General features: G+C 58.1%; 1 protein-coding gene and 1 pseudogene. One reads left to right on the top strand and one right to left on the bottom strand.

Annotated elements, in window-relative coordinates:
• Positions 1-217, top strand: a pseudogene (locus tag ALO43_RS09980) (redoxin domain-containing protein); the annotation flags it as partial.
• A gap of 54 nt (positions 218-271) precedes the next feature.
• Here the strand turns inward: ALO43_RS09980 and ALO43_RS09975 are convergent.
• The coding region (locus tag ALO43_RS09975) for an AI-2E family transporter (RefSeq protein WP_157062283.1) at positions 272-504 on the bottom strand (233 nt) is incomplete at its 5' end.

Genomic DNA, 504 nt, shown 5'->3' with positions numbered 1-504 from the left:
CCCGTTCGAGCTGATTTCGGACAAGGACGAAGCCGTCTGCCAGCTGTTCGACGTCATCAAGCTCAAGAAGCTGTATGGCAAGGAATACCTGGGCGTTGACCGCAGCACCTTCCTGATCGACAACGAAGGCGTACTGCGTCAGGAATGGCGCGGCGTGAAAGTGCCGGGCCATGTGGCTGAAGTACTGGCGCAGGCCGAGGCCCTGAACAAAGGCTGATATTCCGATAAGCGTTGCGGCACGCAAGGTGCCGCAACGATCCAGACTTGCTGCTTAAAGTAGTGGTGCCACAGTGGGTTCATTACGCGGCCAGGCATCGAGGACGGCCTTGAACAACGTGGCCAGCGGAATCGCAAAGAAGATCCCCCAGAATCCCCACAGCCCGCCAAACAGCAGCACGGCGCAAATGATTGCAACCGGGTGCAGGTTGACGGCCTCGGAAAACAGCAACGGCACCAGAACATTGCCATCCAGCGCCTGAATGATGCCGTGGGCAATCATCAGGT

Origin of the sequence: Pseudomonas tremae, from assembly GCF_001401155.1 — a bacterium.
In the GTDB taxonomy this organism is placed as follows: domain Bacteria; phylum Pseudomonadota; class Gammaproteobacteria; order Pseudomonadales; family Pseudomonadaceae; genus Aquipseudomonas; species Aquipseudomonas tremae.
The sequence above is the reverse complement of the archived record's forward strand: the minus strand, read 5'-3'. Positions and strand labels throughout refer to the sequence as shown.